Source organism: Lewinella sp. (assembly GCF_050633125.1).
Lineage (GTDB): Bacteria > Bacteroidota > Bacteroidia > Chitinophagales > Saprospiraceae > Lewinella.
The window spans coordinates 25,022-33,958 of the sequence record NZ_JBOEFX010000143.1 but is presented as its reverse complement, the minus strand read 5'-3'; the positions used below and the strand labels follow the sequence as shown (position 1 = coordinate 33,958).

Here is an 8,937-nt window from a genome sequence, read left to right as displayed (position 1 = left end):
TCCCAACTACCCCGCCTGGCACCAGGCCGGACTGGTAGCTTACGACGGCCAGGACTACATTCCGCAAATTCTCTACTATTCGGGTAACATCTACGATAAGATCGTTTCCGCCAAAGCCAGCGAAGCGGCCATCGTTTCGGCGATCGGTGAAGAGGGCTACCGCGAGCAGATGCAACGCCTGGAATCAGCCAAACCCAAAGCGCTCTATCTTACCGATGATGAAAGCCAAAAGCTATTCCTCAGTCCTTTTGATAAAATCTGGCAGGACATTGAAATCACCGAACTGGCCGATGGAACCCAAGTCGATGCCAAAACCAGCATTGGCAGCATTTTCTATTCAGAATACCTGAAGAACCTAACGCGGGAGGAGCTAACCCTGGAAAAGAAATCCACCACCGCCTGGGAGATTTACCAATACTGGATTAAAAAAGAACGACGTCCACGAGGTAAAAGCAATAGCGAGTGGGCCAGCGTCCGCCGCAATGTGACCCTGATCGGCAGCCACCACTTTGATCAGTTCCTCCTCAACAGCCTGACCGAGGAGGACAAGGCCAAGATCGCTTACTTGTGGAACCGTAAGTCCAACAACTACCAGGACATTGACTACTCGCGCATTCCCGTGGGCTTTCGTATGGGTACCATGTTCAAAGGAGGAAGTTTGTCTATCCGTCCGGCGCAGCGGGAAGGGGTGGCCTTTATGAACCATCGGGGAACAGGCATTGTAGCTTACGATGTGGGCGTAGGTAAAACCATGACCGCCATCCTGGGCATCAGCGACGGTTTTGAAAAAGGACTATTCAAACGGCCCTTGGTGGTGGTGCCGCAAAAGGTCTACAACAAATGGATCGCGGAGATTATCGGCGTTCGTGCCACTAAAACCATCAAGCAAAAAGGCAAAGTCATTGCCAAGCCCGGAGACATCATCTCAGAAGGCATTCTGCCGCACATTGAGATCAACGATTACGATAACCTGGGCGTCAACTTTATCAGCCGAGCTGTGGACGAAAACGGGGTAGTCAAAACGGTAGCGGAGTATTCCGTGACCATGGTGACTTACGAAGGTTTGATGAAAATCGGGTTTAACCCCAATACCGAAAAAGACCTGGCCGGTCGCCTCAAAGCCATGCTCTCGCAAGGTGAATCCGGACGAGCAGCAGCCATCGTCGAGCAGAAAGCCGAAGAGTGGGTCGATACGGCTTTAGCCGAAACGGCACTGGACATCGAGGAGATGGGTATTGATGCCATCATCGTGGATGAAACGCACAACTTCCGCAACCTCTTCATGGAAGTGAAAGGCGATGTGGGCGAAGATGGCGAGCGGGAATCCAAGCACTTCTTCAGTGGTGGCAGTGGCCAGCCTTCGAGCCGGGCGCTCAAGCTGTTTATGCTCAATGCCTACGTGCACGACAACAACAACCGCCGCAACACTTTTGGCCTGACGGCAACGCCCTTCACCAACCGTGCTACGGAGATTTACTCCATGATGGCGCACTACGATTACCAGGGGCTCAAAGACTTTGATGTGTACAACATCGCCCAGTTTTGTAGCAAGTACATCGACGAAACGCTGGAAAGCACCTGGACGGCAGCGGGTAAGTTTGAGATCAACGCGGTGATACGGGGCTACAACAATCTGCCCTCATTGCAGTCGATGATCTTCCGCTCGATCAACTACAAGACCGGCGAAGAGGCCAATATTCAGCGTCCGGAGAAAGTGATCCTGCCGCTGACCAACGATGAAAACGGTGTTCCCCTGGAGGCGCAGTACATGGTGGACACCAAGCTCACACCGTCCACTAAGCAGGAATACTGGCTCAAGCAAATCCAGCTCTTTGCCAGTAAAGACCGTAGTGTCAGAAGCGATAGTGTCCTTTCTGGCTTTTATCCCGAGGATGACAAGGGCAATGTGCCTGGTCAGGTGCTTATCGCGCTGAATGCTTCGCGCACAGTTACGTTTTCGCCTTACGCCTTGCGTTTGGGCGGGGATGCGCAGTCTGATCTGAGCAAGGTAACGTCAGAGGAATTTGTCGATGGCTCGCCTAAGATCAAGTACGTATGTGAGTGTATCCGCACCGTCAAGCAGTACCACGAGGCGCAAGGCACGCCCGTATCTGGACAAATCATTTATGCCGATCGCGGCACCGAATGGTTTGGGCACATCAAGCAGTATTTGGTGGAGAACGTAGGTTATGCCGATAAGGAAGTGGCCATCTTTTACGGCAAAGTCAGCAAAGGTCGTCGGGAAACCATCAAGGAAGGCTTTTTGGATGGGAAGATCAAGATCATCATCGGTTCATCGACCATGCGTGAAGGGGTAGATCTGCAAAAGTTTGGTACCGTGTTGTACAACTGCTTTTTGGATTGGAATCCAACGGATCACCATCAGTTGATGGGCCGGATCTGGCGTTTTGGCAACAAGTTCAGCCACGTGCGCATCGTCGTGCCTTTGATGGAAAACAGTTCGGACATCTTCACCTGGCAGAAGCTCAGTGAAAAGATGAGTCGCCTCAATTCCATCTGGACCCGCAGCGGTAAGAGCAAGCTCTTCGAGGAAAAAGAACTCAACGCCGAAGAACTCAAACGGGGACTGATCAATGATCCCGAAGAGATCGTCCGCTGGGAGCTGGAAGAACAGGTATCTGCCCTTCAGGGAGAATTTGAAATTGCGGTAAGCAACCGCGATGCACTGGAGCAAGCTAAAGAGCTAAAAGATAAATTTGCCCGCCTGCAAACTAGATTGGAAGAATTGTTGGCCGAAATCACCACCCGCCCGGATGTAGACTACAAAACAACGCCGGAGCAGTTGGAAGGGCTGCAAGCCATGGAAAGCGGAGACATTCGAGCGACTTACCGCAAACTCTACCGCTATGCCCAGTTGCAAGGCTACTACTCGCGCCTGGGTACCCGCTCGGTCATTGACGAACACAAAAAGTACGTCAAGCGCATCAAAAACATCGAGGACAAGCTGTTGGCCAAAGAGCAGCTGACCATCTTTGATGACTTTACCGCCCTGATTGATCGCTACCATCAACGAGCCAGTACCTTGATGGCAGAAATCACCCATTTGAAGTCGCCGGAGCACAAGGAAACGCTGTTGGCCAAAGTAATTGAGGAGAAGGAAGCCGAAGCCGCCAACCGCCGCCCGGTATCCGAGCGTGTCAACGAATTTCAGCGACTGAACTACCTGCTGGACTGCCACCACAAGGTGCATACTTGTGACATCTACGGCCGCGTGGAAGAGATCAGCTCCGGAAAAGCAGTACCCACCATCAAGCAGCCGGAGCGCAAGTTGGAAACCGATAGTGCTTTCAAATACCAGTGGCCAGCCGTGCTGAAGAAGTTCATGCCCAAGGCCCAGCAAGCCGCCGTGCGCGATATTTTACGGGAAACGGAAAGCGCAGAAGGTTACGCCAAGACGGTGCTCGATCCGCTACATGACCAGGTGAAATCCATTCCCAAACTGTACGCCACCGAAAGTGTGCCCACTGGTGAGAAAATCATCTACGCCCACTTCTTCCAGGGCAGCTCCGATTGGTACATCGCTGAGTACGACCCCAAGGACAACCTGGCCTTTGGCTATGCCATCCTTGGCGGAGACGAATCGAATGCCGAATGGGGCTATGTTTCGATAGACGAGATCAGCCAGATCAGATTGGTGGAGCTCGACTTCTATTGGCAGCCAGTTCCGTTTGCCAGCCTGTTTGGAGAAAAAGAAGCGCCAGCAATAGCGATCAAAGTCGATGAGGTACAAATTATCGAACAAGCCATTGAAGCCTTGCAAGTCGCCCTGGAGTTTTCGGAAAGCGCCCAGCAAGTAGAACTGCAAGAAGCGATTGACGCGCTGAGCGTAGCCATTGAATTTTTATAACATGAACTGGAAAGAACAATTTGAGCAAGCCGTAAAGCGGCAATTGTGGTCTTCCGCCGAAGCGGTGCTGCGCAGTTTCTTCAGAACAGAAGTGGCTAATAAGCCCGAACGCCTGAAGGACTTATTTGCCATGCGGGCTCAGATTAAAGCTAAAAAGCATCGGTTTTTAGTCAGCGAGCTTTTTGCTGATGATGAAAAAACGGCACTCAAAGCATTTGGTAAGTTGGGAGGTGATCTGCTGAAACTGCTCCCGGATAGAAACACTAGAAACCCCGCTAAACTCAAGGAGTTGGATTGGAAGCCGAATAATCCAAGCCTGGCGAAGCTGATGAGTCCTTTTGTGGGTACGGATCAGCTCCGATTGAGAACCCTGGGGGCGACCTATGCCGATGATTACATCGCGGCAACCGACGCGTTTACGCTGTTGTATTACCCCCAAAACCCTACCAAAAACAGAGGGATCTATTGCCTCACGAAGAAGTGTTTCGAGATGGCCACCGGGGACAAGGTGATCATTACCCCCCACGATATTAAACAGATCATCCCGATGCTGGCGGATGGTCAGCAAGGATATACTTTGCAGGCTTCGCAGTGGTACCAGCTGATCAGTTTACTGGAAGACAATGGCTTTGACAGTTACTCGGGTACTTACCCTGTAGGCAAGTTTACGCATAATGGAGAGGACGTTTCTATCAATTTGTCCCTCCTCAAAAAAAGCATCAAGGCATTTTTACAACTGGGCTACGAAGAGGTGTTAATCTTCTTTTTCGGTGCGGAAAAAGCCGTGGTGATGCTGCCCAAAAAAGGGTTTGACCAGGCCGCCTACAACCAGTACCAGCAGTTGTTTACCCTCACGATGCCCGTCTTCAGCGAGACAGGAGATAAAGCGCCTTACCTGCTAAAATTTGATCTTAACAAAGGCACCTTTGGCATGGAGGCAAGCAAAACGCACGCTAAAATACCAGGAATGGCCACCGCTAAAAGCAACCCTCTCAAAGCCGCCATCGAAGCCCTGGAAACAGCCACCGAATTTGCCGAAGCATCCGCTAAAGAAGAACTCTCATCTGCCATCGAAGCCCTCCAAGTGGCTTTGGAATTTGCATAAAACTAAAACGCGCCATGACTAAAACAGAACTACAGGCGAAGATCGCCAAAATGGAAAAGGGGTTGGAAAACCCCAATATACAGGGAGCAGCAAGGGAGGCTTTGCAGCAATCCCTAAAGACCGCCAAAGAGCAGCTGGCCGGGATGTCGGAGCCGGAACCATTGGTAGAAAAGCCAGTGAAAGAGCGTCCCGCAAAGAAGAAAGCAACCGCTACTAAAAAGGCGACGCCAGCCAAGACAGCGACTACCGCTAAAACGAGCCCTCCAGCGAATAACACGCCGGAATACTCCTGGCAGAAAAAGACGGATCTAGCCGCGCTACAAGCCGTCAACATGAGCTGCCAGCATTATCACCTCAAAATCGACCAGCCCACCAAGGTGAGTCTGAAACGAACCGGCAAGACCGCTATGGTCGTCACCGCCCAGCCTGGGGATCACATCATCTTCGATCACGAAGGCTATGCCGTCTACATCATGGAAGCAGGCAGCTTTGCCAAGAAGTGTACCACCGCTGCGGTAGAGCAACCAGTTGCTAAAAAAGTAACCGAAACCAAGCCTGCGACTAAAAAGAAAGCAGCCCCCAAGCCAAAGGCTACCTCAAAGAAAAAGGCCAGTCCAAAAGCCAAGAGCGACTACACCAAAGCCATCCAAAGCTTTGACAAGGAAGTAGACCACATCCGCACCACCTACAAAAAGCCCGAGGCGGACCAGGAGCAGGTAAAAGAAGACCTCAAAGCCCTGGCCGCGAAGTCCGATCAGAAGAACTACACCGCCTACGTGGAGCGCAAAATCAAGCGCCTGGACAAGGACGGGGTGCGCATCACCAAAGAGGAGATCATCCGCATCGGAATCGCGCTACGGCCATTGGTGCAATCGGTACGGGGAACCTTGCAAGATGCCCAAAACACCAACCGCAAGGTATTAGAGCCGACGCTGGATAATCTGGTGCGGTGGGCAAAGTCGCCTGGGGGGTATGATTTGGCGGGGGTGGATGCTGAGGCGGGGCGAAAAGCTACCGCCAAAGCGAAAGTGACTGCTCCGGAGAAGAAGGGGTTTTTGGAGTGGATTTTTGCAGACTAAGCCTCGCATCGCTTTAGGTTACCTCACCAAATGCACCTCCCCTGCCCGCTGTTGCCACTGCCCGTCTCGGTCGCGGTAGCGGAGCGTGTAGAGGTAGACGCCAGTATTGACCTCCAGGCCTTGCCAACCGTTTTCGATACTGTTACTGGTAAAGCGCAGGCCACCCCAGCGATCAAAGATCTGGATTTCGTAATCGGTGATGGGGCAAGTGGTGTACGGCTGGAAAGTATCGTTCGTACCGTCGCCGTTGGGCGAAAAAGCATTGGGGAGGTAGACTTCGCAGGTGCATTCTTCGATGGTGATGCTGACCTCATCAGTGATGCTCTCGCAAATATTGGTGAGCATCAATGTGTAAATGCCCGAATTTTCTACTTCATAGGTTGCCGTGCTGGTTCCGTCTTGCCACAAGAAAGTTGTGGGCGGACCGCTTACCTGAGGGTCTAAAATCAGTGGTTGGCTACGACAAATGGTTATGTCTTGCCCCAGTTCCAGGCTGGTAGCCTCATAGTAGTCTACCAGAAGACTGCTATTTTGGATACAACCGTCAAGGGTGAGGGTGAGCTCGTAATTCCCAGGGGTAGTTGCCCATAATGTATTTCCTGTTGTTCCATCCGACCACAGTATTTCTGCCATGGTATTTGCGGCAACTAGCTGTAGCGAATCCCCTAAGCAAAGCGTCGTATCTGCTCCTAGACTAAAGGGAGCTAATGGATTGTAACTGAGCACCAACTCATCTTCTTCGGTACATTCGCCCAGGGTGACTGTCAGTTGGTAGGTTCCGGCGGTACCCACTGTAATACTTGCAGTATTTGCTCCGGTTGACCAGCTGTAAGATTCAGCAATAGCTGGGCCAGTCATTGTATGGGTTTCGCCCTGACAAAGGGTAAGGTCAGGCCCAAGGTCAAATGGCTGTAAAAGACTGTTCACTACCTGTACGTCATCGCTGCTGCTACATTCGCCCAATGATACCGTTACCGAATAATTGCCAGGAGCTGTTACTTCGTAAGTAGATGCACTACTCCCATCTTGCCAGCTGTAGCTTGCTCCGTTTTGGGCAGCGTTGAGTAGCAAAGTGCTACCGAAGCAGATCGCTTGTTCTTCGCCCAAATCCACCTGATTCAGAGGGTGTGGACTCACCAGGATACTATCCGTAGCAGCACAATCTCCCAAACTGGCCGTCACCCAGTAAAGACCAGGAGCCGAAAGGGTAAAATCAGCGGCGGTGGATTGATCTTGCCAAATGTAATTGGCTCCCGGAATTTCTGCCGTCAGTGTAAGGCTACTGCCTGGGCAAAGGGTTGTGTCTGCCCCTAAGTCTAAAGCCCCAAAAGAAAGCTCCGTAATTTCGAGCGTATCAGAGATGGTGCAGTTACCACGACTAAGTGCTACGGTGTAGGTGCCCCCTGAAGTAGCCAGAAAGGTAGGTGTTGTGGAGCCGTCTTGCCAGAGGTAGGTCGTATTTGGTAAGGTTGCATCTAATAAAAGGCTCTCTCCAGTGCATAGGGTGGTATCTTGGCCTAGGGAGAAGGCAGGAAAAGCAGAAAATACATTGATGGAATCGCGAATAGTACAATTATTATTCGTGGCCTCCAACCAGTAGGTGCCTGCTTCAGTTACTTGAAATACCAATTCATCAGAATTATCCTGCCACAAGTAAGAGACACCATTTATTGTAGGTGCAGTTAAAAGCAATGGGGCACTAAAGCATAATGTAGTATCCGAACCAAGCGTATAATCATTGATTTCATTATTAACAATTACGATGGAGTCTCTCTGAACACACCCATCCTGGCTAGCTTCTACCCAGTATAAACCTTCTTCTTCAACAAGGTAATTGGTGCTATTTGATCCGTTTTGCCACTGGTAAGTTACGTCTTCTAAGCCTGGGTTTAACAATAGCGTTTCACTAATACAAAAGGTGGTATCTACGCCCAAGTTTAGATTTTTTACCTCGTTCCTGACTACACTGACTTCTTCGTACGAAAGGCAGCCATCATCACCTCTTATGATCACGCTGTAGTCTCCTTCAACCGCAACGATGGACGAACCAGTACTCCCATCTTGCCATTGATAAGAAGCATTTGGGCTAGTCACTTCTAAAAGAACAGAGGTCTCTTCACATAGTGTTATGGTATCTATTAAAGGAGCACTGACCTCACAACTTGGGTGCAGATAAATAGAATCTATTCCCATCCTTACACCGCCCAACTCACCCGGCAACAAGTATCCTTGACTCAAATCATTATCATAAGGCAAGAAGTAAAAAGTATGAGAAGTAGCGTAAGCTTGAAAAGTAATAGTGCGAAAATCCCAAGGTGTATTTAAGCTATTGTAAGCTTCGTCGCTAGAAGAAGAAGTCGTAAACCTTGGAATGGTTTCATTATCCAGAAAGATCATCCACCTCCCTGTCGGATCTTCTACATTGTTCTGTTTGATAACTGCTTGGTAAAGGCTGATCGTATAAAAAGAATCTACTTCAAACCCATTTACAGTTTGCTTGATACCTTCATGGTAATACGAGTCAGGAGCAGGCTTATAGTACATACCACTTACAAAAGTATTCCCAGAGTAGGGAGTGCCGCAAGCACCTATAGAAACTTTTGGAGCCGTTTCATCCGTTAAATCAGCGGTGTCAGTGATGTTAAGTGAATTAGCTTCACAGCGTGGATCAAGCGCCGAGATAGCTTCCCAAAACATGGGTAGAATACTAAATTCTTCGGGTATGGTCTGGCCTTCCAAATCAGGGTTTTGAAATTGTTGGGCCTGACTGAAAAAGCACAAAAAGATAATCGCTATAGAGAGATAAGTACGCATATTTAGATCCTTGTGAAATTCTCAGAGATTAGGGTGTTTAGTGACCCATTATTTGGGATTCAAAAGAGGGT

General features: G+C 50.0%; 4 protein-coding genes. 3 read left to right on the top strand and 1 reads right to left on the bottom strand.

Translation table 11 applies throughout. The features are described from left to right. The 3 genes from ACRBG0_RS25695 to ACRBG0_RS25685 all read left to right on the top strand — a co-directional run. Positions 1–3,868 (top strand): helicase-related protein (locus ACRBG0_RS25695; protein WP_431489699.1); only part of this gene is annotated, 3,868 nt, incomplete at its 5' end. Position 3,869: 1 nt separating this feature from the next. After that, a complete protein-coding gene (locus tag ACRBG0_RS25690) occupies positions 3,870–4,973 on the top strand; it encodes a hypothetical protein (RefSeq protein WP_431489698.1) in 1,104 nt (367 codons plus the stop codon). Positions 4,974–4,987: 14 nt separating this feature from the next. Then, on the top strand, positions 4,988–6,052 hold the full coding sequence (locus ACRBG0_RS25685) for a hypothetical protein (RefSeq protein WP_431489697.1): 1,065 nt from the start codon (positions 4,988–4,990) through the stop codon (positions 6,050–6,052). An 18-nt stretch (positions 6,053–6,070) separates the two neighbouring features. On the opposite strand, the gene ACRBG0_RS25680 is transcribed toward ACRBG0_RS25685, so the two are convergent. After that, positions 6,071–8,866, bottom strand: a complete 2,796-nt coding sequence (locus ACRBG0_RS25680) for a gliding motility-associated C-terminal domain-containing protein (protein ID WP_431489696.1) — start codon at positions 8,864–8,866, stop codon at positions 6,071–6,073. Between the last annotated feature and the right edge of the window lie 71 nt (positions 8,867–8,937).